Raw genomic sequence first — 24649 nt, 5'->3', positions numbered from 1 at the left:
TGAGTACGCTTAAAAACAGTTTTTTAGATGCTTGGTAGCTTAAGAATTTCCAATTCCGATGTTTTTTATGGTTGACATATCACCACTGGGCTTTTATTGTGTAACGATTATTTAACATTTTTTGTTACAAAATTTATCATTGTCATTTCCGTTATATTCTAAGTGTAATTGCACAATCTAAAGTGTAACTAAACAATAACGGAGGTAATAGTAATGAAAAAATTCTTATATATCGGCGCAATGGCAGCATTCCTACTAACTGCTTGTTCTTCTCATGACGAAGCTCCCGCTAGCGAACAAGCAGAAGCAAAAGAAAAAACCGTCAATGCTGAGACAAAAGAAAATCTTGAGAAAAGTTTTCTATATGAATCGGAAGATCCGTTTACAAACTGATTGAGAAGACAGATAACTAATTAAGGTTATCTGTTCTTTATTATGTACTTTCCATCACAGAAATCTTTTCGTTTAAAAACTTAAACGTTTTGGAGACTTCTAAAATCAGTCTTATCATATGGAATTTGATCAATCATATGCGTATCTTATGCTTATGTTTCATGGCTATTGTTAACTTCATAACTGTAATAATGCTACATTAACTGCCCAGCTTTGGTGTTCGTGGAATAAGCAATCAATTGCTTGCATTGGTGCCATCCATTTTAGAAAGTGGTCAACTTCAGTTGGTTTACTTATTTGTCTACCCTTATCGCATAAATAAAAATAACCTTCGCTTAGGTAATACTTATATTCATTTGTAGAATAAAAATATCTCTGTGCACACCCTATAAAATGACCTATCTCAATATCCATTCCCATTTCTTCAAGGGCTTCTCTTTTTAAACACTCTTCGTGAGTCTCATTTTTTTTATTCCACCACCAGGGAGGAAAAAGTTGCCATCATTTGTTTGAATAATTGCTATTTTTTCTTTCTGACTATTGAACATTAAACAATAAACAGCAGGTCTCCATATGTAGTCTTTGCCTTCTTTTTTCTCACCGAATGTGATAATATCCATAATTAAACTCCCCTGACTCTTATTCGAACATTACTTATTAAACTAAGTTGCTTCGATAGTTAAAGAAAAAAATCCTGCAAAAACAGGATTTTAAGCAAACTTTATTTCTTTAATTTAAAAACTGCTCCCCATTATTAAATGGAGGTGCAGCTCAATATGAATGTTCTTATTTCACCATCAATTCACGCTTAAATTGCTTTGATTTTTTTCTTTTTAACAACAAATGATATTGATGTCCCTTGATTTAGTTTACTTGTGATGCGAAGTCCTTCACCGTAATGTTGTTTTAAGCGAAGATCTGTATTAAGCAAACCAATTCCAGTAGAAGTTTTCGATTTTCTTTCAAGTAAACGTTCCATTGTAGCCTCATCCATTCCATTACCATCATCCGACACAGTAATCTCAATGTATGTGTCGTAATCTACAATGCGAATATGAATATTCCCGCCATTTTCACGAGGCAAAATACCATGTTTTAAAGCATTTTCAATTAATGGTTGGATGGTCAGTGATGGGATCATGACGTCTGTAGAAACTTCCAAATCCCACGTTGCATTGATCCGCTCTCCAAAACGTTCCTTATGAATATATAAATAGGATCGAACAAGATTTAACTCATCCTCAATTGGAACAAGCTCATCAATATTTTGGAACTTAAATGATTCCCTTAAAAAATCACTAAGTGCTTCAAGTAACTTACTAGTACGTTCAATATCAATTTCACTTAATGTGATAATGGCATTTAATGTATTGAAAAGAAAATGCGGCTGTATTTGTGCCTGAAGCCAAGCTGCCTCCATTCGAAGCCTTTCTTGTGCGGATTGTTTAACATCGGTTAGTGCTTTTACTCTTGATCTTAGCTCTAAAGCGTCCACAGGCTTCGTGACGTAATCATTAGCACCAGATAAAAATCCATTATTAATGTCTTGAGTCTGACTTCTTGCCGTAAGAAGTAACACCGGAAGCTCTGTTATTGAAAATTGCTGACGAATTGCACGTACTAATTCGTAGCCAGACATATTTGGCATCATCACGTCTGAAATGACCAAATCCCACTCTTGTGACATTAATATTTCAAGAGCTTTGCTACCACTTGTAACCGTTACTAAGTCGTATTTTTCTATTGAAAGTATTGTTTCGATAACTCTTAAGTTCACTGGATCATCATCGACGACCAAAACTCTAGGTCGATTTGCTTCAATGATTGAATGGTTTTTAGTTTGATCATCGAATGGATTTGGATTTGTAGAAGTCTCTACTGTAGATTCTTCCATCGCACTTGATAGCAGAGCCTCATTTTCTGTAGCATTTTGCTCATCAGGGAAGTTTGATATTGGTAAGGTGAAAGTAAATTCAGACCCTTTCCCTACAATTGAATTTGCTTGTAATGTTCCCCCATGCAGTTCAACTAATCGTTTACTAATACTAAGCCCTAACCCAAATCCGCCTTCAATCATTGCCTTACTAAGGGTACCCTGCTCATAAGGTTCAAATATACGTTGAATGGTGTCCTCATCAATACCAATACCAGTATCTAAAATAACAATTTCCGCCATGTCATTTTTCACATGACCTGATATTGTCACTTCGCCTTCATTCGTGTATTTCACTGCATTATGAAGTAAATTGAAAACAATTTGAATAACCCTATTTTCATCGGCAACTACTTTCGGAAAATTTTCAGGGATTTGATTAATTAACTGAATCTGCTTTCCTTCCTTCATAACATAGAGCATATCTAACACACCCGATACAATTGGGTGAATCGAAAATGTTTTAAGGTTTAGTTTGGGATTATTTTCTTTTAAGCTCATAACATCTAGTAAATCATTTAACATTAGTGACATACGCCATCCGACAGATAGCACCGTTTCTAAATCCTTGACACTTTTGTCACTGAGCACACGATCTTCTCTTTCCAAAACAGCTTTAGAAATGTTAAGGATCCCATGAAGAGGATTTCGTAATTCATGAGACGTATTGGCAAGAAATTCATCCTTTAACTTATTTGTTTTTTGGAGCTTAATAGCAAGTTCTTTTGTATCCGAATGGACTTTAGCATATCCTTTAAACCATAAAATCGCCAAACAAGCTACTGTTATAATAATATCAAATGGATACATAATTACTTTGATTCCAAAAATAAGAAGAAGTCCATCCCAAATAAGATTATTACCAAATGCTAAAATGGCAAGAAGTAAAAAAATATTACTTTTAATCTCTTTAATAGATTCTCGCATTACTGTTAGGATCGTAATAACGATCGGGATTCCTAAAATCATAATGTAAATGCCTTGATTGATTACTACATAGCGAGTAGACAGCACGATTGTCAACAATGATGCTATACCACAGAAAATACTAAACAAATGAATATATTTTCTCACATGTTGAGGTAACCAATGTTTAATGCATTGAAGCATTGAAAAGCCTATGCCGACCATAGAAAGATGAACTAATTTAAAGGCCCCGTCGTAACTAATCGGAAACCAATAAGATAATAATTTGTCATCGCTTCCTAATAGGAAATAAACCATACTACTAATCGATAACAGTGAAAAGTAAAGTAATCTTCTTTCTTCCATGTTTCCAACAAAAAATAAAATAATGGAATAGATAGCATGTAGTAAAAAAACAACAGCTACTAGTTGTTGCATATTTATCGACAATTGAGTTTCACGAGCTACTATATCTTCTTTCCCAAATTTAATGGAGCGAACAATTCCACCGTTGCGAGGGTCCTTAAAGTTTGAAGCCTGAACAATAATGTCGATTTCTTTGTGACCGTTCGCTTCAAAAGAAGCAGTATACGGAACATTCTTGGCAACGGTTTTTTCTGCACTTTCCCCTATTTGGCCTGATTTTGCCAACCGCCTACCATTTACATATATTTCTGAGGAACTTCGAATACTTGGAACTCGAATACTGTAAGTTATATTGTCTTCTGGATTAACGAGTAATTTTAAGCGATAAGTACCGTAACCATAAGGTGTCATCTCTCCCTCTTGTAAAGATGAACTCCACCCTTTAGGAACCTGTATGTATTTAGCATGATCCTTCTTGGATGCTAAATGCTGTTCTTCACTAACCAACCAATTATAAGGATAAAATTCCCACTCTCCATCAAGTGTAACAGCATGACTGTCATTAAAATTCCAATTTCTTAAATCCATTTGACCTTTTACAGCATGTGGTTGATCTGTATTATTAAATACTTGCAGCCATAAAATTCGTGAGCCTGTTAGCAAGATAATAAACAAGCTAATGATGAGAGCAATTTTTCTCTTTTTCATTAAAAATAATTGTCAAAAGGTAGTTTGTGATTTTCTGTTATAACACAAGCTCCCTTAGGCAAAACCTCACCTCCTACGATATATTATCCTATCAGAGTTACCATTACTTTTAAATCTATTTTTTAAACTAAAATCCAAATTTTACAATGTATTAATATTGACCTTTTATATAACAGAAAGAAGGTCTTTTTGATATCGGGTATTTGGGCACCCGCTGAAAGCAATTAAATGATTCTAGGCTGCACAACATGCTTGAATGTAACAGCTTTCACTGTCATGCAGAGTGCCATCCAAATCAAATAAAATTGTTTATCCATATTTCAAATTACAATAGCTTTAACTGTTTCAGAGCATATTCTGTTGTCATTGTAATGTTTTCAGGTATTTCGTCTATTGAGAACCAATGTACTTTCTCTAAAGCATGCGGCTCTCTATTTCGTACTTCCCCATTCGTAATACGAGCAGCGAAAGTAGGTGCAACATAATGAATATTTTCTGTTTGAATAATATGGTTGGTCACACATACTAGTCCTGTTATGTCGATGTCCACTCCAAGCTCTTCTTTAATTTCTCGTATAATCGCGTTTTCTATTGTTTCCATATAGTCAACCTTGCCACCAGGTAAACTCCAACAACCTGCTTCAGGTGCTTTTTTACGTAAAACAAGTAAAATTTCATTAGCTTTATTTTGGATAACTGCCCCCACGCCAACCTTTGGTAATTTTCCTTTTTCCATTACTCTTTTCCTCCTCTATTAAAATTAACCTCTATCAAAAGCTATTAGCGAATAGTTATTTTATATTATTTCCCCCTAATTTTGGGTCACTTTTTTTTACAAATGTCTTTTTATCTTAATTGCAAATTTATTTATTAAACTTAGATGATTACCTTCTCTCCTTTTTACAACGTTACGTATTATAGATTGTAGAAAGAAAGAAGGAAAATAATATGAGCTATTCAGGTAATGGTTACGGCACAGGGTCAGCTTTTGCCCTAAATGTAGTACTATTTATTCTTTTAATTATTGTCGGTGCTACTTTCATTAAATACTAAAAATCCCACTACCAACTTCTCTATTGCTCATATTTCACTTGAGAAATACTAACTTACCCCTATACCTTCTATTACTAAGGGTCACTTTCCTCCGGTGAGCCTTTTTATTTTTCCTTTTATAAATTTGTACGACTAACAACAAAACCATGTTGATTTTGTTTATTGAAACGGGTAAAACACTCAATTCACTTGGTTTAGAAATATAACCCCTTACCAACTGGCTGAACAGTTTCTAGTACAGTATCAACCATTTTTTCATTAACTAGGGTCCTTATGATCCAAGCTACTAAATCTTGCGCAGCATAACACCCTGCAGCAGTCGAAATATTTCCTTCGTTGACGAAACTTTGTTCAATTACATTTACATCAAATTCTTTAAGCTGCTCTACTACAGATGGATATGTTGTAGCTTTTTTACCAGTTAATAAATGTTTTGCTCCTAGTAGTAACGCACCTGAACACATAGAGCCTATTAATTGTCTTTCTGGATCTATATGAATTTTATTAAGATATTCTTGATTTTTATATAAATCTTGAACACCCTTTCCGCTTGCAAATATTACAGCGTCAGCAGATGGGATATCAGCTAGGTTACCTGTCATCGGTATTCGTAAGCCCGACATCGATACATGTGTTTCTTCTGTCCCCAATAGTTGGACATCCCAATCTGAAATACTACCAACTAACCGTACACGATTTAATAAATCCCATGGTAAAAAAACATCTATATCTGTGAAATTATCGAAACAAACAATTGCAATTTTCATTTCCTTGCCCCCATTGTTTTAATCTCTAAGCATTTCTATTATAACAATACGGAGGAATAATATGGGTATTTAACAATGAGAATCTCTTTTATTTCATCGTTTTAACGATAAAAACCAAGACAGTAATTAAACAATCTTGGTCTTGGCCTTTTATGATGTTTTTTACTTAATTAAAGAAAAAATATTAGTATCATACGGAACACCATTTTGGTGCATATAATTTTTTAATATCCCTTCTTTTTCAAAGCCTAACTTTGTTAATAGCTTGTTTGAAGCTTCATTTTCAGTAAAAACAATCGCTCCAATACGCATTAAATCCATCTCTTGAAAGCCAAATGTTACTACTCTATTAACAGCTTCCTTTGCATACCCTTTTCCCCAGCTCTCAGGAAAAAGTGCATAGCTGATGTCAGCTCTTTTATGCTCAGTGGACCACTCTTGAAAACCAATCGTACCGATAATACCTTCTTGTCCTTTTAATGCAATTCCCCATTTAATACCACGTTTTTCATCATAATTCTTTGAAAAATTTTTAATTATTTGTTTAACCTGCTCTAAACTTGTTAATGGATTCTGCCCATAATGGCGTAAAACATCAGCATTTGAAAAGCAATTTAAAACATCTTGAGCGTCATGTTCAGTAAGTTCTCTCAACACTAATCGTTCAGTATCTAAAATAGGAAACATCTTCTTCACTCCATTTCCAAATAATTCATATGTTAAATTCTATCTTAAAAGAGTTAGCGTTGCATTACTATTTTTTAAATATTCGGTCGCTGAAGCTTCACTATTCTTTCTTTAAAATAAAATTTCTTAGATTTTGCAATTCTTAAGAAATCATTAATTTTATAGATCTTTATTATTTTTAGATATAGAAAAAGACCTGGTACTCATCCATAAAGTGAGCTCGGGTCCTTTGTTTAGACGGTATATTTGAATTGCAATGGTCTTTTCTCAAATTGTCATCATCAACTTACAGTGCTGAATAAATTTATCGATAAATCAGGATAAAACCCTCTTCATAAGGTAATTGGCCCTGAATTCTTAACTCTGTACAACATAATATAAAGATAAAAAGGAAGTATCATGTGTTTTTGGTTGAAATATTAATTTGCTATCACATTGTTTCAACTAGATAGCACCGTATTCTCTGTTTTATCATAGTATGCTAGTACGCCCCTGAAGGCACCTCTTAATTCAGCGGATGTTCGGACACCCGTTGAAAGAAGTTAAAGGTTATGGCGCAATGCCATAGCTTTTTTTATCAATCATACTACCTTTTCTTTCTATCTACTCAGAAAGGAGGAAATTGTTTTGAGTTATTCAGGTTATGGAACAGGCACGAATTTTGCCTTTGCTATTGTTTTATTCGTTCTTTTGATTATTGCCGGTCTTGGCTTGTTCTATTTATTAAGAACTTTAGTATGGAGCGGTGTGTAGTATTGCCTAATATTCCAAAAGTTAATAGAGGCTATTTTTGCCTTCATTCTAGGACTTGCGTGTATGAATATTACCATAACGGAAGTCCTTTTTTATGTTTCCATATACTATTATTTACTCTTAAACCTGGAAGTCGATGGTCAAAATATTTCAACCCCTTAATTCCTTTACATCCATTTTATTTAACAATCCGTCTCTTTTATTTCAAGATATCCCACTTAATTATGCCTCGGCATATTTGCTTCCGGAATCGGAAAGAAGTCAAATATTTAATTTCATTTTTCTACTAACGCTTTTCATTTCAAAATGTTCATAAAAATCAATCGCTTTCGTATTAAATTCCCAAACATTTAACTCGACTGAATCAACTTTCTTGTCTTTAGCCCAAGTCATACAAGCATTAAATAACATTTTTCCTATCCCTTTTCTTTGTATGTTTGCTTTTACACCAAAATCGTGGATGTAAGCATATTTCCTTTGAACAAGAGACTCGAAAGGTGGAGAAGATTCAACACTTATGACTGCGAAACCCAATACAAATTCATCTTCCTTCGCAATTAGAATATCACTCTCTTCGTTGACAATTAATTCTTTATAATAGGATACGGGCATTACAGACTCAACACTTTTAAAAATCGTTGGTTCCTTCATTACGTGCTCTTCATGCCCTTCTTTTACAATCTCATTCACTGCGAAATAATCTTCCTCCGTTGCAATATAAACCTCAATTGTCATCATTTAAACCTCCTCATTTCAATATACTTTATAAAAATTAGGGGATTTCTCCCTTTTATAGACAAACCAAAGATTGTGGTGTTATCCTAGTTTTGCATCTCCTTTCAAGTACCTTATTATTTATGAATAAAGTGTTCAAAAGAATATTACTATTTGGAGGTAGAATTATGAATCCTATATTAAATCAAGTCGGAACAATTTTTATTCCTGTGAGTAATATTGAAAAATCAGGTAATTGGTATTGTGACATATTAGGGTTACTAGCAGATGGTGAGATATTATTTGGTCATTTATATATAGTACCTATGAATGGCACGGGAATTGTATTAGATAGCAAGATTTATTCAGCGGAAAATATATTCAAAACCCCGCCTTTTCATTTTAATACTACCAATATCGATCAAGCATATGAGTATATGAAGAGTAAAAATGTCGAATTAACAACAGAAATTGAGCATCACCAGTGGTTTAATTTCAAAGATCCTGATGGGAATCATTTAATGGTTTGCAAATGTTAAATTATCAATTATACCTCGGCATAATTGCGTAGGGATATAATAAATAGGTTTTTGAAATATTAATTTGTAGGAAGTCTCGGAATCGATAAGGAAGCACAAAGCCGAATCCGGACTTTTCGTGTGGATATGCTTAAACTTATTCCACCTTAATTCTTATAAAAAATAATCAATTTATCTTTCCAATTATTATTTTCCTATACATTCCATTTAGCATTATAGGTGTATCTTCTTCTACTACTATATTTTCAGGTGATAATTCTTCAAAGCTCCGACCAATATCTGTTCCTAATATGCTTACAATGGGTCTTAGCAACATTTTAGGTAAGGACAGTTTTTGGTTTTTAGGGACAAATTTATCAAAAACGATTATTTTCCCTTCTTGCTTTAAAACCCTTGTCATCTCTTGAAAACATTTAGTTGCATCGGGTACTACCGAAAGGATTAAACTCGCTACGACATAGTCAAACGATTCATTTTCAAATTCCATATTTTGAGCATCCATTTCCAAGAATGTAATTGTGGAATTTCCAAGCTTTGCTCTTGCTTTTCCTAGCATATCAGGTGAAAAATCAATAGCCGTTATATTTAGGTTAGCGTGATGTATTAACTCTAAATCAGCTCCTGTTCCTACACCGACAAACAGGATCTTTTGTTGATTATTGAATGGTATGGATTGAAATATTTGTTTTCGAGCATTCAAAAAAATTCCTGAATTAAAGAACTTGTCGTAAATTGGAGAACCAATCTTATATATAAATTTATTCCAAGAATTATTCAAACCTCTTCACTCCCACTTAAATATTAAATCCCCCTCTTACTCAATAATACATCACACCATTTTCCTTTTGTATAAAATTACCTATTAATATTAAAAAAACCGAATACTCATTATCAATAAAATATTGAGTACCGGTCATTTGTTTATATTGTTGTCAAAAACATTAATTTAATCTACACACCACCTAATGATAAGTCCCGCGTGTGTAAGGCCTCCACCAAACCCATAGATTAATAAAGTATCCCCATTATTTAATTTCCCTTCGTTTATGCCTAACTGTAAGGCCAACGGAATAGAAACGGATGATGTATTTCCCATATATTCAACACTAGTTAATGTTTTCTCTAGGCTAATACCTGATTTTTCACAAATGGATTCTATCATTCTTAAATTCGCACTATGAGGCACAAACCAATCTATTTCATGTAGTTGCATTTGTGCTTGCTGTAGTAATTTCTCTATACCTATAGGAAGTGTACGCGATGCCCATTTATATACCTCTCGTCCATTCTGCACTATTTTTCCTGACGTATTCAAGGGCGAACCGTGCATAGTAGTTGATAAATTTGTTAAGTATAAATGCTTACCTCCATCTCCATTTGTATCGATATGACTAGCGATAAAGCTTGGCATTTCTTCATCCTTTTCTATTAAAACTGCTGCAGCTCCATCTCCAAATAAGATACATGTCGTTCGATCTGTATAGTCCGTCACTTTAGATAAAGCTTCTGTCGTTATAAATAAAATTTTACGATGGAGGCCTGATGTAATTAACCCGTTCGCTACATGTAATCCATATGTAAATCCAGCACAAGCAGCGTGAAGGTCTAATGCACCTACATCTTTCATTTGAAAGTGTTCTTGGATTTGGCAAGCTACACTTGGAAAAGCATAATCAGGTGTAGTTGTTGCAACGAGAATTAAATCTATATCTGAAAGATCCTTTTGATATTGTTCAACCAAATTCTCTATAGCTTTAAAGGCTAATGTAGACGCAAATTCATTCTCACTTGTTATTCTTCGCTCCTTCATGCCTGTTCTTTGTACAATCCAAGCATCGTTCGTCTCTACTATCTTTTCTAAATCATCATTTGTTAGTCTATTTTCGGGAACATAGGTACCTATTGCTGTTATTCTTGCTTTTGATTGAATGTTAATCATTCAACAACTCACTCCTTTTTCATATTCAAGTACTATTACTTAACAATACAAAATTAAGGTATTTCAAAACTTTGTAATTCCTTTAATATGTATTAATTTTCTTCATAAGAAATAACTTAGACAAAATAAATTATATCACCTTGTTTTAGTAACTGGTACTAATTATACGGAAAATAAAAAATATATTCAACTTTAACACCAAAATAAAAGGCATCAAGAAATTTTATATAAGGGTATTGAAGCAAACATACCAATTAACGCTATGAGTTAAGCACCTTCTATAACATATCAACAGGAAATGATTGATAAATGGAGATAGAAGTTTTAAAAGTACCAATGGATAACAATAGGATTCTTAATACGCTTCCTATTCGAAACGGGTATACGTATTGGAGAAGCTCGGACCATTTGTAATCTCAATGTTAAATAATATGGTAAACGGTGTTGAATACTTCCATTCCAACGAATTTTCTATAATGGCACTTCCCTCATACCAAGATATAAATGTTGAAAAAGCTAAAATAAAACTTCCAATTTTAAGTTGCTATATATACTTAAACAACTTTTCCCTCCTTATAAATCCTATTTTTTCGGTTTTTAATTAGAATAGCTTTCTTTTACAAATCCGCACCTTTAGGGAAAGAGGGGGACTGATTGATACCAGTACCACCCTATTCATATTAAAAATTCACTTTAAATCCATTAACCATAATGGATTTAATTTGGTCGAGCTTTAATGGTTCCTCTGACAGTAACTTCAGTTTCACTTGATTTTCATCAGAGAAGGAAACTAAACTTTTTAATTCCTTATGACTTCCGTCTTTCTTAACAATTGTAGCCGTTAATTCTTCCGTTTCTGTCGCATCGCCTTCCCCTATAATCGTTAAACCAAGTGGAGAAACCTTCAGCTCTTTCGCTTTCCAGTCACCAAAGTCCATAGCAAATGGCACCGACTGCCCTCTCATCTCTTCGAGTTTGAAGGTTGCTTCCCAATCTCCCTCTACATATTGACCAGCTGTATAAATCTTTGCCTGCAACTCATACTCAGCTACATTGATATCCTTCACATTAAATATATTTTCCTCATAATTATACGCATAAATTGGTTTTCCTTGTGCATCTCTCCCGTAGGAATAATTCTCTGTAGGAAGAATCTTCTGCCCAGCTGGATTCACTAAATAAAATTCTCCGTGTTCAATCGCATTATTGGCTGGCCACTCTGTTTGCACATATAGTTTGTCATTATGAAGTCCTATATTTTTAATTCGCATTCTGTCGTATAGTGGTGTTTGAATATTCAACTTACCTGCTGGTAGTACATATACACCTCCTTCACGGGACTCTCCACCACTCCCACGAATTGTATCATCCGGCAAAATTTCAGTTTGTTGTTTTTCTACATCTTGTAAATCCAGTGGGAATGTTACATCCTCTAACACTGATTTATCACTTAAAAAAGAACGGATTTTCAACTTAAAGTTATCGGTGCTACTCCCATTAAATGACATAAATCGAACTAAGGCTGTTTTCGTTGTAGCATCAAAACCAATTCTTTCAACAGTAAAAGACCGCCCTTTTGACATGAAATAATCATAAATATCCAATGTTTCATCAATACGGTTTCCTTCAAGATCCTGCATTGTCACATACACGACAGCCATATCTTCATCCTGCATGGCTGAAACAATTTCCATTTTTATTCCATCTTGTTCAACAATACTTTCTATTGGTTCAAGTAATGCCGCTATATCAGGGCTAATATGCCACAGTAAATTTTTCACATTGTCATTCATTGCAGCACCAACCGTAATAGAGCTAGCTAAAAATACGGTAGCCACTGATGGAATGAGCCATGTTTTCTTCCTTTTTTTCTTTACTTGGCTAACGCCCATTCTCGCTCTTATGTGTAAATCTTTCGGCAATGGAATCGACTCCACTGATTCTTTTAACTTATCCATAAAAATCTGCCTCCTCTACTTGAACACGTAATTTTTTCAATGCACGATACAGGATTGACTTTACTGTTCCTAATGGGATTTGGAGCGTGTCAGCAATTTCTTGAAAAGTATAGCCCTCGTAATATTTCAGTATTACAATCCCTTTTTCATCGCTTGTCAATTCCTCTAATATCTGCCTTAGCAAGACTTTAACGGTAGGGTCAACCTGTTCAAACTGTATATTGTCTATGTATTCATTTTGTACAGGCACAATCTTTTCTAGCTTTTTCAAACGATTCAGTGAACTACTAATGGCAATCTTAATAAGCCATGTTTTAATGTAAGCAGGTTCTTTTAAGCTTTCAATTTTATCGAACGCTTTATAAGCAGTTTCTTGTACAATATCTAAAGCCTCCTCTTCATTCTTCAAATAAATAAATGCCATTCGATATATATCTGCTTCATACATCTGAAAAAGTTTTAAAAAGGCTTTTTCATTTCCTTTTTGAGCTTTTTTAATTAAACGAATAATGTAACTCACTCCCTTCTATACATTAGACAATTTAGTTCATGATTTAGCTTAAATAATTTACATTTTCTCGCAAAAAAAGTAGGAAGAATATTCTCCCTACGATTTCATTTATATTAATCCAATTAATTTTTAATAAAATCTTATTACGAAGTACTGCCTCTATTCTCTAATACGGTACAGTAAAAGGAATATAAGTAATCCATTTAGATTAGTAAAAACTCATTTCTGCTTATACCGTTAGCACAAGAAGCGACCGCTCTAATTTGAACAATCGCACCTCGTTAGTGGAATAAGAAACTTAGGATAGAAGGTGATAACAATAATAATAGTGCAATTGAAATCAGCCATTTTGTCAATGTTTTTGAGAGTTTGTCTTTTACATCTTCTTTATACCATCCACCAGATTGCAGTTTATTTCGATATAAAGATTATCATCATAATTCCATAAGTATTCGAATATTTCATCCCTAATTTTTGGTAGATATAAACAATAATCTTGCCTGAAATCAAATAAAAGATTATGAGTAAAAAAACATTCTTATGAACTCCAATAGTACCCTCATTACATTCACTCTCCAAGCTTTTATTTAATATTTATTTTACCACATATATCCACATTGTTATTTAACTATCACAAGATAAAACAACAATCGTTAACAGAATCATAAAAAATAGACCAAACATATTATATATATAAAATATGCTTGATCTATTTATTTACATACGTTTGAAGGTTGTCACCCTAAGATAAGAGCTTCTTGATACCTTTTTTAACACAGCTTTTCTTATCCACGACCAGCTTGGAATTCAGGATATAAGGTCATTCCACCATCCGCAAATAGAGTAATCCCTGTTACATAGCTAGCCTGTGATGAAGCAAGCCACACCGCGACTGCGGCAATTTCTTCTGGTTTGCCGATATACCCCATCGGAACCATACTTTCCACATCTGCACGTTTTGCTGGATCTGCAAATTTTTCAGCATTTATAGGCGTATTAATTGCTCCAGGTCCGATGTTATTAACACGAATTCCCTTAGGAGCATATTCTAACGCTAAAGTTTCAGTCATTAATTTAATGCCCCCTTTACTAGCGGCATAATGCACGAACAAAGGCCAAGGAATTTTCTCATGAACACTGGACATATTGATGACAGTACCTTTAATATCGTTCTCCACGAAGTATTTAATCGCTTCTCGACTACCTAAAAACGCACCCGTTAAATTTGTATTGATGACTCTATTCCAATCACTTAACGGCATTTCATGAGAAGCTACTGGATTTTCTATACCTGCATTATTTATCATGACATCGAGAGTCCCAAACTCTTTTACAGCGGTCTTAATGAGATTTATAACATCCTCTTCAACTGTAACATCACCTTGTACAGCAATGGCCTCCCCACCGGCTTTTTTAACCTCTTCAACGACAGCATTTACATCCGCTTCATTTGAACGGTAATTAATAACTACCTTCGCTTTTTCTGAAGCGAAACGAATGCCCATTGCTTTACCTAGTCCCGTTGCAGCACCTGTAATCACTACAACTTTTCCTTCTAAATCTGGATACATACAAGGCCCTCCTTTTTATCTTTTCGCAATCCCTAACATAATTCCAGCAGCAACGATAAAAACAATTCCAATGATAATTGCAATGAATTGCTTTTTTGTTTTTTTCTCTCCTAATATAAAAATTCCGCCTAAAGTAGCGATGACGATCCCCATTTGGGAAAGAGAAAAACTTGTTGCGACTCCTACACGTGGCTGAGAAATAAATAAAAACATGTTTCCGGCAGCCCAGATTAAACCTGGGATAATATTACGAAATGCATATTTGTTAAATGGTTTATGCTTGAATGTTAATAAAACTCCACCTATTACCATCCCAATTGCTTGTGGTAATAAAGCAGACCATCCACTTACATTAAATAAGCGTACTACCACCACATATACTAAGTATCCAAAGGTTGAAATAAGTAAAATTAAAATTCCTTTTTTCAAATTGCTTCCGTGTTCTTCTTTTTTCTCTTCTGGATTTGGAAGAGATGTTAGAATGATACCAGCAATGATACTAATAAGTGCAAGAATCCCTAATATAACCGACATCTTTGTGGACCATTCATGAAACACAATGACTCCAAATAATGTTGTCGATACTAATTGTAGCCCTGTCGAAATGGGCATTGTTTTGGAAACACCTATTAAATCAATACTTTTCAATTGGTTTACTTGTCCTAATGCCCAAAAAAGACCTGATACAATTCCGACTCCAATCACTATAGGCGATAACTCAGGCTTTACGAAGAAATAAACACCTATAGAGAAAATAAGTGCACCAAATGTTGTCCCAAGTACTTGACTATAGGGTCCACCACCGAGTTTAACGTTAAATAATACAATACTTCCCCAAAAGAGAGCTGGTAATAATGCTAGGATGATGTCCATTTCTTTAAACTTTTCACCTCTCTAAATACTTATTTGATTCTGATAATTTTCAGTCGATATAAAACACCCATAATACTTTTTTATGATGCACTAAGAGAAACTTTTTATACACTTAATTTGAATCACTAATTTGTTATGTAAAACTTTCATTTTCGTAACGCAAAATAACCAAGACGGCAATTATGCTATCTTGGTTCTCAATATTTTCAAACATTTATTGCATTGGATTTTTTAACATTTATAATTTTTATTCATTACTAAGGCAATCAACTCTACAATAGTAGTTATCCCATCATAATATAAATTAAGCTATTATTTAGCTTACACCGCCTTGAATTGTTACTGAGGGTCACTTCTATATGGTGGCCCTTTTTTATTTCTCAAATTATTTTTCGGGTTTCTAATTACAAAAGAACTTTTTGTTGGATAAATACCTCCACTATTTTCTATAAAAGTACATATTATAGATGTAGAAAGGAGGAATTCTTTATGGGATGCTTCGGAAACTATGGCAATTACAACAATTGTTGCTACGGAGGTTATAGCTATGGAGGTGGCAATAACGGTTCAACATTTGTTCTAATTGTTGTTCTGTTCATTCTTTTAATTATTGTCGGCGCTACTTTCATAAATTAATCTTCATAAGTAAAATTCTTTGGAGCTATTTGAAAATAATAAACTGGGTGGAATTTTTTTGCCTTACACCAGTTCATTTAAGGTCACTTCCACAGAGTGACCTTTTTTAAGTAATTAGATAATACTCCGCCCTTTAGAATATGACTTTGCCGCATAATCCAACCTGTTTTAAAAAAACTAGTACCAACAATTATTCATTCTTAACATCCTATAGTTTTTATCCATAAGTATTGTCGGCACTAGCTTCATGCTATCCATAAATATTACTCAATACCACTTTTTGATGCTCATTTATAGGAAAAGATTAAAAGTTAAGGATCACTTTCCTCCGATGATCCTTTCTCAATTGTAAATTTATTTAGTCACCTTTTTTACTCTTTTGTAGGTAGTGCACGCTATTTGTACCTAGCTAAAATAAGACCGACTCTTTATCAAGATAGTGTCATTTCTTTTTTAATATGTCTATTAGTAATAGCGTGGGTTCGGATACTGGTGATGGTGGTGGTGCGGATGGCGATGATGCGTTGGATATGTTGTATGTGTTGGGTAGTAATGCATTGGGTAGTAATGGTGGGTTGGATAGTGGTGAGTCGGATAATAATGGGTTGGAGAAGTTACCGGATAATATGGATGTCTCCCACCTTGTTGTCCTCCACCATGCCCGTAATCGTATCGCATAATTTTTCCTCCTTTCGATTTCGATATAGGTTATGCTATAAAAGGATGAGCAGTCTACGCAAATGCCTATACGCTAGTCAAATGCCTCCTCTTCACACCTACAAACAAAAGAACAATTACCATTCCAACTAATTATTCAACTTTAATTACGTATAAATTGAGCTGGTTTTTTATTGTTATCTTCTGTATTTGCTACTGAAAATGGACTTGTAGAGTTAATAAAAGAAAAAAGTTACAGCTTGCTTTACTCGACACATGAATAGATCCCTTAATTTTTAGGGTCAAGCAATAAATAGGTTGTTTATATAACAATCCAATAGCCGCAATTCAAACTACTTTCACAGTGATTCCTCTAGCACGAGTTAATGTTTAGATTAGTACCAACCCTCTTAGCTCGTTTCAGCAACAACAGAACCCATTTATAGATTTATTTCCCATACCTTCTAAATTACCACCTAATCTATGTTATAATTTAAATGTACATAGAAGTATAAATTAATAAAAACCACTAATAAGGAGCGATATACATGGTAGATAAAAAATGTAAAAAATGTGGGAATACTCAATTTACAGAAGCTACAGACTATATGCCTATTAAACCAAGTAAAGATTCATTTAGGGGCGCAAACAAGATTTATACATTTTGCTTAGATTGCGGTGAAGTTGATTCAATCCGTATAGAAAATACAACTATTTTTAAAAAAATTAATGGTACTGACCAACTTATGAAAAAGTAGGCTATCCTATATTTTAACTAAATACGCTATTTAATATTGGCTGTTTTCTCAAAGATTGTTGCTGTTAAAACAAAAAGGCAGATTTAATCTACAAAACGTGTAGATTAAATCTGCCTTTTTGTATTGATGAATCGAAAAATTAAACTAAAGCACCCTAGTTGAAGATGGTTTAACTCTCTTCAACGTTTATAACTAGTTCCCCAAATAATTTATCATTAAAATATATTTCTAATTTCCATAATCCACTTGTAGGGAACACCATATTCGATGGGATATGGGAATCTGCACCGTTATTAGGGCTAATGGAAGTATTGGAATATTGCCATACTGTATCATTGCCAGATACCAACACGGGATGTTCTTTCCCTTCTTTGTCAGTTCCAACTACTTTAAAATCACCACTGATACTATCTTTGTCTCCCCAAAAATGCCACATATACTTATTTGTTTTATTAGCGATAATTGGGACTTCTACTGCCTCACCTTTTTTACCCGATCCAACTAAAAAACCAACTTTCCCTTCTTCACCAATCAATAAATACTCACCTTCTGTCCCATCACCAAAAGTAACGGGCAATGAAAAAGTAGAACTTACCTCACGAGTTTCTTTCTTATCAATATTGTTACAACCGACAAGTGTCATTAAGAATAGCACTGAAATCAACATAATCATTTTGTTCCTCATATTGCTCCCCCTTATCAACTAGACATTACTGTTAATAAACCTGAGATAAACGATATTCTATATTACTTCAACATTTTTACAAATATCCCTTCTTATTCAACCAACCTGCTCCGTTAGTTGAATAACAGTACACCACTTAATCCATTTAAAAAGCACTGATAAATGGTGCTCTTTATCTTTTCTTAATGCTCCTACTGTGAAATAGTTAGATTTTTGACAAGCTGAAATAAGCATTTGTTCTACCCGATTTTCAAATGCCAAGTTTTTATGTAACTCAAGCCAACGATACCAGTAGAGGTAACTATCCAAATAATACGTACCAACGCCTTGAAATCGTTCCATCCATCCTTTCAAACGGCGATGGAAGTTATTAACGTGTTGTATGTGGAATATCCCTTTTTTTACTCGTTGATTTTGATTAAGATTAATTGTTTCGTGTTTGAGATTTTTTGCTGCTGCAAATTTTTTATAGTTGGTAGCTGTATCCGTGCATAACAAAGAAGAATGGGCTATATAATCCCCCAATAACCCCATCAATTTCTTCTGCTTTCACACGATCTCTACCCGCCATCCTCGCAATAATATTGTTATTTCGATCTTATGCTACAACTACAGCAATTTTCTGATTTGAAATTCCTCGTTTTTCATCCTTTTCTCCTCGTTTTTTTGGTTTACGATGTGTAAATCTACGACCTTTTAAAGATTCACGAAAGAAAGTCTCATCACTTTCAATGATGCCAGATAATTGATTGAAGCCGTGACTTCCTAAAGCATTTAAAATCTTGTGCCTCCAATAAAATGCGGTGGATATATGAATTTCCAAGGAGTCTGAAATTTGTGGTAATGTAACACCGTTTATCATCATTTTAATGTATTTAATCCATTTTTCCGGATAACGCGAACCTGAAAAAGGCGTATTTGTCATATCATTAAATGTTTTTCCACAATCCTTACATAAATATCTTTGTCTAGAACGATATTTACCGTTACATTTTACGGCAGTACTACCACAATGAAGACAACCTAAACTAGACGAAAAGCGAGACTCCTTGACCTTAGGAAGTAATTCTTCCAGTTTATTTTCCTCTTTTGGATATAGATCTTGTTTCATTGCCTTAAATAAGGCTAATTGGTCTGCTTTCCTTAATTCTCCAACTGCTTCATATACATATCTCCACATTATTGAACGCCTCCTGAAAATGCATTATATTCAACCATATTCAATATTTTCAAGATAGCAACAATCTATACGAAAACAGCCTTAATATTAAAACGACTGTTGTAATTCAGTTTATGATAGTGAGAGCATATAACAAACAAAAATGACTACTCATCACAAAGTAGTCATTTTTATTTGTTATTTAAAATTGTAAATCCGCATTTCCCTGATGCTTCATCGTATTGAGTTTTCGTTGTATAAACCATTCTGCAACGAATAAATTGGGCACCCAACATAACCAAGCGATTATAGAGTAGCTAAGATTAAAATGTTCAAATCCAAATAGTACAGTAAACAAGACTAGCCAAATTCTTAAAGTGACAGCTGCAAAGGTTAAAGAATAATTTCTGATCATCCACTTTTGATGATTAAGAACTTTTTTATGTTTAATTTTAGCCAGAGCTTGAAATGCTGTTATCAGCCAAAATATAGCTAAGAAACCAAACCCCAGCTGAGACATTAACCCCCCAGTAGCATAAAAGGCTAAATAAAGCCCCGAAACACTGCCAAATAATATGCCTATCATATAAATTTTCCCCATCGTACCATGACGTTTAATATTTTTATCTCTAAACCTTGAAAATAATGTAAAGGGACCAATGACTAAAGCTACTATAGCAAATATGATATGCAAATAAAGCATTATGTACCAAAATGAGCTCAATGTAGAATTTAACATAAGCTTCAGTTTAACAAACCCTGCTTGATGCGCATCCATGAAGAGATATTGAACAGCGGAATAACCAGATACTAAAATAGCTAAACAAATAAATATAAACCAAGTTTTTTTATGCATCTTTCTACCTCCTAAAATTTTATTTAGTTTTTTCTCAATTCCCCTTCTTCTTCCATAAAAGAATTTCCTCACTACTTTATGCTGTTTGATTTGAGCATATTTTATTTTTTATAGTTTTTTCTTTCCTGTTTATACTGTAACATTTAATTTCACCATAGCCTCTTTCCACCTAATAAGTGGTAAAAATATGTGTGTAAGAGGTTTTATATTTTAAATAAAACAACCATAGCCACTAAGATAGTATAAATATCTAAAGCTGGCTTCGACACTTAAGTAACGATATTTTACATAAATAAAAAAACTACTAGGCTCTGATTTGTTCAGTCACCTAATAGGTCAATTAATTATACAACATAAAAGCTAGTCAAATTCGAGCCCCTGCTCCCAGATAGCTCCCCCATAACCTTATGTATCAGCATCATCTGTTTGCGAAATTTCTTTATATATCATTCTTTGATCGCTTTTTTCTTCAGCTACATTGTACTATTATATTACTCAACTAATTCAACAGTAAGTGTAGTAACGGCCATTGGTGCTGTACCTTGTACTTTTCCGTCATAACCGACTTTTACTTTATCACCAACCTTAAATTTTATGTCGGGATTCTTTGCAAGATTTACATAAACAATTCCATAAACCGCATTATTTTCTGATTCAGTTACATATACTACGGCTTTCCGATCGTTTACCATCTCTTCAATAACCCCTATAAAGGTTGCTTTAACTTCACTTTTACACATAAACAATAAACTACAGCATAGAAGAACTATAACTAGCAAACTAAATGCCTTTTTCAACATATATTCCCCCTAAATCTTGCGTTTGTCCTTTTGATTAATAATACCTCATTCCAAGCAAATGTTTCCATTCACTATTGAAATCCCGCATAAAATATCTGAGTTGTGTTTATTTTCTACTGTCGCATTTAACTACTTACGCATGGCATATGAAGGCAATGAAAAGGAACTGGACGTGCCTGTTAGCTTTTTTCTCCAAAGAAGATGAAATAACAAATACAAAAAACCACCCATTTCTGAGCGGTTTACTGTCATCATATTTCTTTTATCATTTACATGGTCCCCATTGTCTTGATTTACGTTTGTTTAATTTTACGGGGAATTCTAAATCCTAAAGCTATAGCTGCACCTATACAGCTAGATAGACATCCTATTATCAAATATATTGAAAGCGGTGATTCACCAATTAGAACAGAAGCTATCCCTCCAATTACCGGAAATAAAGCTACCATGTACCCGCTTTTGGCAGCACCAATTCTTTCAACAAGTTTTAAATAAAATAGCCATGCTAGGAAAGATGCGATCAATGTTAAGTACAGTAAAGCAGATATGTATGTTATTGATGTAGGAATGATGATCTTTTGTCCCTGTGACAATACAATTATAGACATTAAAATACTTCCTACAGCGAAACCAATAGCATTCGAATAAATAGGATCAATCTTTACTCTGGCATTCCTTGCAGAACTTACATCACCAATTGCTGTAAGCACTGTACCTAAAAGTGCAATCATTATGCCTTTTAAAACAGATAAGCTAGAAAAATTACTTAAAGAAGGATAAATGAGAACACAAACACCAAACACCCCTAGTAGCCCTCCCAATAATACACGAGGATGTAGTTGCTCTTTTAAGAAAATACGAAGAGCTAGCGGCGTCAATATCACTTTTAATGAAAAGATTAATGTTACAATTGCTGCTGAGCTTAATATTGTTGCGTAATATAGGCATAAATAACTTAAAGCAAAATTACAAATGCCAAACACAATGATAAAGGGTATATCTTTCTTTGTAGGTACCCCTTTCGGCTTAAGAAACAATACTAGGGCAATAAATAAAAATGCAGTAATAACTAGCCGATAAGTCAAAGATAATTCTAAGCTTACTGGCGTTCCTTGAATTTTCACTGCAATAAAATTAAGCCCCCACACTATTAAACAAAATACATACATTAGATTTGTCACTTTATTTACTATACCTTCTGTCGTTCTTTAATTAACGAAATATCTAAGGAGAATATCCTGTGGCTAGGAAGGAATTCTCTCCTCTTGAAATTATCGCCTAGTATATACTATCATCGCCTATCAAGTTTGTAAAAAGGTTTTTCCATAACCTGCCTCTAAAAGCCCAAGCTTAAAATTAATGAGTACCTGGGTTTCTTTTGCGCAATGGTAGAATTCTTTTCTATACACTACAAGCACTAGTTAATTTTCAATTTGTAAATAACAGGGCGCATATCACGTTTTAATGAGCGCTTAGTCATTGTCTTTTAGTTTTAAATAAGCCAAACTACTTTTATAACTGTAATTTCATACTTATTGTTCTTAAACTAAATCCCATTTTTTCGTATAGCTTAATAGCATTATTCCCTGCGTAAGCACTAAGTCTAACTTCAGAGTATCCTTCCCTCCTCAATTGTTCAATGGCAATATTCATTAATTCTTTGGAAATACCTCTACCTCTATATGTCTCTTTTACAAATAGCTCATAAATAAACCCGTTTAATTGTTCCGTAAATTGGTCTTTATTTTCCCCAATTAGGATCCATCCCATTAACTCATTATTCTCTGTTGCTATCAAATAGTAGCATCCTTTTTTAAGAAGAGGTTCAATTAAGTTTAAAACTTTTTCATTTGTTGCTCTTACTCCGCCCAGTGTACCATCAAATAAAGCTTGTGGTGAAAGAGCTATTATTTCTTCTAGTTCTAAGTTGTTCGGCTTTCTAATTTCCATTTATAATACCTCGCTTCTCAATCTCATATTTAGCTTATTATCAATATACCAATCTTTCATTATAATACCATTTAACTTGTCTTTATTTAAGCAATCAATCGTGATTCACTACTAAGCCTAGAACACGATTTGTAGTAAGTTCTTAGTTTCACAGCACTGTTAAATGCTGTCCTTTTATAATAACCCGTTGGCCACTTCAAAGTTGATTTAACCTCGAACTGAGGTCGATCAATGTTTTCCATTCACAGAATTGAGCTTCAGGAAGCCCACTCCTTCAGAGGTGGGAGGAATGAAGTGCTTTTTTCTTTATAGAACATATGTTTATGTTGTATATTGTGAATAATCAAAAAAAGAAAGGAGTGACGGGTAATGACGAAAGGGAAGAAAGATTGTTTTGTTATAGAACTCAAGTTACTTATAGATACATGGCAAAAGGATATTCTATTAAAACGTTTTGAAATTGCCCGTACACTCTATAATATAACTTTGTCTTATGCAGTAAAACAATATACTTTAATGCAAGAATCAAAACACTATCGAAAACAATTACGTTGCTACCAAAAAGCGAAAAAATCTAATGATACAAAAGAATTGAAGCAGACTGCAAATGAATTAGATACCATTCGTCAATCTTTTGGGTTAAGTGAATATCAACTGCATGCGTATATTAAAAAGCATCAACATAACTATAAAAAACATATAGATAGCAATACTTCTCAGAAGATCGCCTCTACTGTCTGGAAAGCGGTTCAAGATGTTCTATTTAAAGGGAGCAAAGCACACTTTAAACGTTACGGAATGCTTCATTCTGTAGAAGGGAAATCTAATAAAGCAGGCATTCGATTTAAAGAGAATATTGTCTATTGGAATGGATTAACCCTTTCTGTTCGTATTCGCAAACAAGATTTGTTTGTAAAAGAATCCCTTGCTCTTCATACCATTAAATATTGTCGTTTAGTCAAAAAAGAGATTCGTGGCATACATACTTTTTACGTACAACTTGTGATGGAGGGGATTCCTCCTATAAAGAGAATTCCATCTACAGGAGCCTTTCGGCATTCCTATCAAAAACAAAAACGAGTAGGTATTGACATTGGTCCTTCTACCATTGCGGTTGTTTCAGAAGAAACAGTTTTCATGCAACAACTTGCTCCAGAAGTACCTTTATTGGAGAAACAAAAAAGACATTTATTACGCAAGTTAGATAGAAGTCGTAGAAGTACCAATCCTAACAATTTCAAAAAGGATGGTACTATAAAACATGGCGTCAAACTCCGTTAGACATATAGTAAAAACTATCAAAAAACAAAAAAACAAATAAAAGAATTATATAGAAAGAAAGCTTCCTACATCAAAGAAAAACATGGTGCGTTAGCAAATAAAATCTTGTCTCTTGGCGATGAGGTGTACATCGAAACCATGCATTTTAAAGGATTGGCAAAACGTACAAAAGAAACCAAAACAAATATACAGGGCA

General features: G+C 33.7%; 26 protein-coding genes and 1 pseudogene. 7 read left to right on the top strand and 20 right to left on the bottom strand.

The features are described from left to right. The first annotated feature begins 213 nt into the window (after positions 1-213). Entirely contained in the window at positions 214-393 is a 180-nt protein-coding gene (locus tag ACIQ7T_RS27060; protein ID WP_402875080.1) for a hypothetical protein, read from the top strand. Between the two features lie 177 nt (positions 394-570). On the opposite strand, the gene ACIQ7T_RS27055 is transcribed toward ACIQ7T_RS27060, so the two are convergent. From ACIQ7T_RS27055 to ACIQ7T_RS27040, 4 genes are all read right to left on the bottom strand, one after another. After that, positions 571-807, bottom strand: a complete 237-nt coding sequence (locus ACIQ7T_RS27055; RefSeq protein ID WP_402875077.1) for an NUDIX hydrolase — start codon at positions 805-807, stop codon at positions 571-573. A gap of 26 nt (positions 808-833) precedes the next feature. After that, complete coding sequence (locus tag ACIQ7T_RS27050) at positions 834-1013, bottom strand: NUDIX hydrolase (RefSeq protein WP_402875074.1); 180 nt, start codon at positions 1011-1013, stop codon at positions 834-836. 188 nt (positions 1014-1201) lie between these two features. Next, entirely contained in the window at positions 1202-4306 is a 3105-nt protein-coding gene (locus tag ACIQ7T_RS27045) for a hybrid sensor histidine kinase/response regulator (RefSeq protein ID WP_402875071.1), read from the bottom strand. A gap of 325 nt (positions 4307-4631) precedes the next feature. Further along, on the bottom strand, positions 4632-5042 hold the full coding sequence (locus ACIQ7T_RS27040; RefSeq protein WP_370082115.1) for an NUDIX domain-containing protein: 411 nt from the start codon (positions 5040-5042) through the stop codon (positions 4632-4634). 212 nt (positions 5043-5254) lie between these two features. On the opposite strand from ACIQ7T_RS27040, the gene ACIQ7T_RS27035 reads away from it, so the two are divergent. Then, positions 5255-5359: a YjcZ family sporulation protein gene (locus tag ACIQ7T_RS27035; protein ID WP_370082117.1), complete on the top strand. Its 105-nt coding sequence runs from the start codon at positions 5255-5257 to the stop codon at positions 5357-5359. Positions 5360-5553: 194 nt separating this feature from the next. Here ACIQ7T_RS27035 and ACIQ7T_RS27030 read toward each other — a convergent pair whose 3' ends face one another. Next, positions 5554-6126, bottom strand: coding sequence for a DJ-1/PfpI family protein (locus ACIQ7T_RS27030; RefSeq protein WP_402875068.1), 573 nt, complete (start codon positions 6124-6126; stop codon positions 5554-5556). A 162-nt stretch (positions 6127-6288) separates the two neighbouring features. Further along, entirely contained in the window at positions 6289-6813 is a 525-nt protein-coding gene (locus ACIQ7T_RS27025) for a GNAT family N-acetyltransferase (protein WP_370082119.1), read from the bottom strand. 627 nt (positions 6814-7440) lie between these two features. Between ACIQ7T_RS27025 and yjcZ the strand changes: the two genes are divergently transcribed. Continuing rightward, a complete protein-coding gene (yjcZ, locus tag ACIQ7T_RS27020) occupies positions 7441-7566 on the top strand; it encodes a sporulation protein YjcZ (RefSeq protein ID WP_370082121.1) in 126 nt (41 codons plus the stop codon). A 261-nt stretch (positions 7567-7827) separates the two neighbouring features. Here yjcZ and ACIQ7T_RS27015 read toward each other — a convergent pair whose 3' ends face one another. Next, positions 7828-8301: a GNAT family N-acetyltransferase gene (locus tag ACIQ7T_RS27015; RefSeq protein WP_402875065.1), complete on the bottom strand. Its 474-nt coding sequence runs from the start codon at positions 8299-8301 to the stop codon at positions 7828-7830. A 167-nt stretch (positions 8302-8468) separates the two neighbouring features. On the opposite strand from ACIQ7T_RS27015, the gene ACIQ7T_RS27010 reads away from it, so the two are divergent. Next, positions 8469-8819, top strand: a complete 351-nt coding sequence (locus ACIQ7T_RS27010; RefSeq protein WP_402875062.1) for a VOC family protein — start codon at positions 8469-8471, stop codon at positions 8817-8819. 166 nt (positions 8820-8985) lie between these two features. Here the strand turns inward: ACIQ7T_RS27010 and ACIQ7T_RS27005 are convergent, their stop codons facing one another. From ACIQ7T_RS27005 to ACIQ7T_RS26975, 7 genes are all read right to left on the bottom strand, one after another. Continuing rightward, positions 8986-9597 (bottom strand): class I SAM-dependent methyltransferase, encoded by a 612-nt coding sequence (locus ACIQ7T_RS27005; RefSeq protein ID WP_402875059.1) that lies wholly within the window; start codon positions 9595-9597, stop codon positions 8986-8988. A gap of 168 nt (positions 9598-9765) precedes the next feature. Beyond that, positions 9766-10749 (bottom strand): ketoacyl-ACP synthase III, encoded by a 984-nt coding sequence (locus tag ACIQ7T_RS27000; RefSeq protein WP_402875083.1) that lies wholly within the window; start codon positions 10747-10749, stop codon positions 9766-9768. A 376-nt stretch (positions 10750-11125) separates the two neighbouring features. After that, on the bottom strand, positions 11126-11293 hold the full coding sequence (locus ACIQ7T_RS26995; protein WP_370082151.1) for a DUF4306 domain-containing protein: 168 nt from the start codon (positions 11291-11293) through the stop codon (positions 11126-11128). A gap of 145 nt (positions 11294-11438) precedes the next feature. Further along, the gene (locus ACIQ7T_RS26990; protein ID WP_402875056.1) at positions 11439-12716 is read right to left on the bottom strand and encodes a hypothetical protein; all 1278 of its coding nucleotides are present in this window, start codon (positions 12714-12716) and stop codon (positions 11439-11441) included. Next, positions 12709-13227: an RNA polymerase sigma factor gene (locus ACIQ7T_RS26985; protein ID WP_370082153.1), complete on the bottom strand. Its 519-nt coding sequence runs from the start codon at positions 13225-13227 to the stop codon at positions 12709-12711. The genes ACIQ7T_RS26990 and ACIQ7T_RS26985 overlap by 8 nt, the downstream gene beginning before the upstream one ends. Before the next feature lie 785 nt (positions 13228-14012). Then, complete coding sequence (gdh, locus tag ACIQ7T_RS26980) at positions 14013-14798, bottom strand: glucose 1-dehydrogenase (protein ID WP_370082133.1); 786 nt, start codon at positions 14796-14798, stop codon at positions 14013-14015. A 15-nt stretch (positions 14799-14813) separates the two neighbouring features. Next, positions 14814-15671 (bottom strand): GRP family sugar transporter, encoded by an 858-nt coding sequence (locus ACIQ7T_RS26975; protein WP_370082135.1) that lies wholly within the window; start codon positions 15669-15671, stop codon positions 14814-14816. Positions 15672-16160: 489 nt separating this feature from the next. On the opposite strand from ACIQ7T_RS26975, the gene ACIQ7T_RS26970 reads away from it, so the two are divergent. Beyond that, positions 16161-16307 carry a YjcZ family sporulation protein gene (locus tag ACIQ7T_RS26970; RefSeq protein WP_370082137.1) on the top strand — a complete coding sequence of 49 codons (147 nt, stop codon included), beginning with the start codon at positions 16161-16163 and terminating at the stop codon, positions 16305-16307. 1205 nt (positions 16308-17512) lie between these two features. Beyond that, positions 17513-17722, top strand: a complete 210-nt coding sequence (locus ACIQ7T_RS26965) for a hypothetical protein (RefSeq protein ID WP_370082141.1) — start codon at positions 17513-17515, stop codon at positions 17720-17722. A gap of 169 nt (positions 17723-17891) precedes the next feature. Here the strand turns inward: ACIQ7T_RS26965 and ACIQ7T_RS26960 are convergent, their stop codons facing one another. The 6 genes and pseudogenes from ACIQ7T_RS26960 to ACIQ7T_RS26935 all read right to left on the bottom strand — a co-directional run bounded on the left by ACIQ7T_RS26960 (position 17892) and on the right by ACIQ7T_RS26935 (position 23172). Then, positions 17892-18407, bottom strand: coding sequence for a DUF4871 domain-containing protein (locus tag ACIQ7T_RS26960; RefSeq protein ID WP_402875051.1), 516 nt, complete (start codon positions 18405-18407; stop codon positions 17892-17894). A 177-nt stretch (positions 18408-18584) separates the two neighbouring features. Continuing rightward, a pseudogene (locus tag ACIQ7T_RS26955) lies at positions 18585-19587 on the bottom strand (IS1595 family transposase); the annotation flags it as partial. A 181-nt stretch (positions 19588-19768) separates the two neighbouring features. Then, positions 19769-20422, bottom strand: coding sequence for a DUF2306 domain-containing protein (locus ACIQ7T_RS26950; RefSeq protein ID WP_402875049.1), 654 nt, complete (start codon positions 20420-20422; stop codon positions 19769-19771). A gap of 491 nt (positions 20423-20913) precedes the next feature. Then, positions 20914-21219 (bottom strand): hypothetical protein, encoded by a 306-nt coding sequence (locus tag ACIQ7T_RS26945; RefSeq protein WP_370083773.1) that lies wholly within the window; start codon positions 21217-21219, stop codon positions 20914-20916. Between the two features lie 296 nt (positions 21220-21515). Then, positions 21516-22403, bottom strand: coding sequence for a DMT family transporter (locus tag ACIQ7T_RS26940; RefSeq protein WP_370083775.1), 888 nt, complete (start codon positions 22401-22403; stop codon positions 21516-21518). A gap of 331 nt (positions 22404-22734) precedes the next feature. Continuing rightward, positions 22735-23172 carry a GNAT family N-acetyltransferase gene (locus ACIQ7T_RS26935; protein ID WP_370083777.1) on the bottom strand — a complete coding sequence of 146 codons (438 nt, stop codon included), beginning with the start codon at positions 23170-23172 and terminating at the stop codon, positions 22735-22737. Positions 23173-23541: 369 nt separating this feature from the next. Between ACIQ7T_RS26935 and ACIQ7T_RS26930 the strand changes: the two genes are divergently transcribed. Next, the gene (locus ACIQ7T_RS26930) at positions 23542-24453 is read left to right on the top strand and encodes a hypothetical protein (protein ID WP_402875045.1); all 912 of its coding nucleotides are present in this window, start codon (positions 23542-23544) and stop codon (positions 24451-24453) included. Positions 24454-24649 lie beyond the last annotated feature (196 nt).

This window comes from Lysinibacillus sp. NPDC096212, from assembly GCF_044763105.1.
Classification (GTDB): Bacteria; Bacillota; Bacilli; order Bacillales_A; family Planococcaceae; genus Lysinibacillus.
This window is presented reverse-complemented; position numbering and strand designations above follow the sequence as displayed.